The organism is Flavobacterium sp. LMO6, from assembly GCF_009495795.1.
Taxonomy (GTDB): domain Bacteria; phylum Bacteroidota; class Bacteroidia; order Flavobacteriales; family Flavobacteriaceae; genus Flavobacterium.
In genome coordinates, this window is record NZ_WIBH01000034.1 from 1 (window position 1) to 1,978 (window position 1,978).

The following is a 1,978-nucleotide window of genomic DNA, read 5'->3' on the forward strand; positions in this document are numbered from 1 at the left end:
AAAACATTCCATTCAGCAGCGGATTTTCCGTAGGAAAATCCGGAAGTAGCCATTGAAGCAAACCGCTGTTAGTGGCTGGCTTTTAATATTGGATTTACAATTTCTAATATTTTTCCAGTTCCAATTATATTTGAGCCTTCTCGAAAATCAAATTCCAAATTCTCGAATAGTTGACCTTTAAAATATTCCGTCGCGATGATTTTAATTTCCGCTCTGACACTTTCTCCAGGGAATACCTTTTCTTGATCAATAAAAGTTTGAAAACCACACGTCAACATATTGTCAAATGGAAATTTTATATCTGGTCTATATCCAGAATATATTGCAGTTTTTCGACCCCCTTCTTCAGCAGTTCTGTATTTCAAGATTGCTATAAAATCAGGTTTGATTTTTACGCTTAAGTTGTCTAATTCCGGACTCGCATTTACTCTTGACATAAACCAAACCGTTCCTTTAGTTCTCCATATTTTATTTGCGAAAAGTATTCCTATAACAACTCCAACAAAACATATGCAAAGTGCAATTATTAAATTAGTCAAGTTTTGATTTCGGAAATAAATGAAAGCTCCAATTCCACTACAAATCAGAGTAGGCGATGCAACAATTTGCAACCATCCAATTACTTCAGTTATATTTTCAAAAACTTTAAAAATTTTCATTTGTGCGATTTTTGTTAAGCTTGCCACTAACGTGTTGCCGCTTGTGGCAGTTGCGTAAATTTAAGACAAAAGATTACAAGTACAAAACTCCTCGTGGAATTTTCGGAGAAAATTCCGAACACAAGCCAAGCCTAGCAATTGCTACAAACGGCTGTTAGCAAATCGGTTTTATTTTTCCCTTAACTTTTTCATTAGAATAGGAAATTCCTTTTCGGCTATTTTGTTGTCCATTTTCCCATCCTTATTATTATCTCCATATTCTAAACCAGTTTTAATATAATCTTCAATACCATACAATTCTTTATGGTCTAGATTGTCTATCATTTTATTAAAATTGTTTTCTCCAATTTTGTAAATAATCTGCGTAATTATAAATCCTTTATCATAACATCCAGCAGCATCTCCACAAGGAAAATGATTAAGCCTTCTCAAAGAATTATAATCACCGTTTATTGTTTTCCTAATAATTGTGTCAAGCTTTTTATTTTCCGCAAAATTTTGATTTTCGAGTAAAGTCACGCCAATTTCAATACCTTCAATATTATTCTTTTTACAAGAAATGAAAATGAATAGTAGTGAAATTAATATTAGGTTTTTCATTGAGCAGGATTTGTAAACTGTTTGCTAACGTGTTGCCGCTTGTGGCAGTTGCGTAAATTTATAACAAAAGATTACAAGTACAAAACTCCTCGTGGAATTTTCGGAGAAAATTCCGAACACAAGCCAAGCCTAGCAATTGCAACAAACGGCTGTTATGTGTTGTTTTTATTTTTCACTACCCTTTATTATCTTCAATTCGGTATATCTGAATACTTTTGCTTTTTCTAAATCTTCTTCCATTTTTCTAGTAATATGTGGATAATCTTTCTTTTTATAAAATTGTCCCTTTACTATAATTTTATCATGTGGATTATAATCGTTTGGAATAATTAATTTGTCATCTGCAGGTTCTATAAAAATACAATTTTCAATACTTGTTCCATATTTATTTAAATCTGTAGTTGTAATCCAATTTGCACATGCACAGCCCCAAATTATATAATTTAATTCAAGTTCTTTTATTTCATTTTCTAAAGTATTAGTAGAGTCAGAAATAATTGTTCCTTGTAATATTATATTTCGTTTTCGTTTTGGTTTTTCTGTTTTAATTTCTTCTGTTTTATATATATTATCTTGTTTTTTTTCTTTCACATTTTCACAAGACATAAAACTAAATACTAATATTAATGATAAATATTTCATAAGTTTTTTTTTAAAATAACACATAACGTTTCGCGGCTTGAAAATTGTGGCGAAAAACCAGCACCAAGCCTTCACAA

General features: G+C 30.8%; 3 protein-coding genes. All 3 read right to left on the reverse strand.

The genetic code is table 11. From position 1 onward, the window contains the following. Nucleotides 1–68: 68 nt before the first annotated feature. The 3 genes from GFJ99_RS13170 to GFJ99_RS13180 all read right to left on the reverse strand — a co-directional run bounded on the left by GFJ99_RS13170 (nucleotide 69) and on the right by GFJ99_RS13180 (nucleotide 1,901). Complete coding sequence (locus GFJ99_RS13170; RefSeq protein WP_146603279.1) at nucleotides 69–659, reverse strand: hypothetical protein; 591 nt, start codon at nucleotides 657–659, stop codon at nucleotides 69–71. Nucleotides 660–827: 168 nt separating this feature from the next. Next, a complete protein-coding gene (locus GFJ99_RS13175; protein ID WP_153209498.1) occupies nucleotides 828–1,259 on the reverse strand; it encodes a hypothetical protein in 432 nt (143 codons plus the stop codon). A gap of 165 nt (nucleotides 1,260–1,424) precedes the next feature. After that, nucleotides 1,425–1,901: a hypothetical protein gene (locus tag GFJ99_RS13180; RefSeq protein ID WP_153209500.1), complete on the reverse strand. Its 477-nt coding sequence runs from the start codon at nucleotides 1,899–1,901 to the stop codon at nucleotides 1,425–1,427. Nucleotides 1,902–1,978 lie beyond the last annotated feature (77 nt).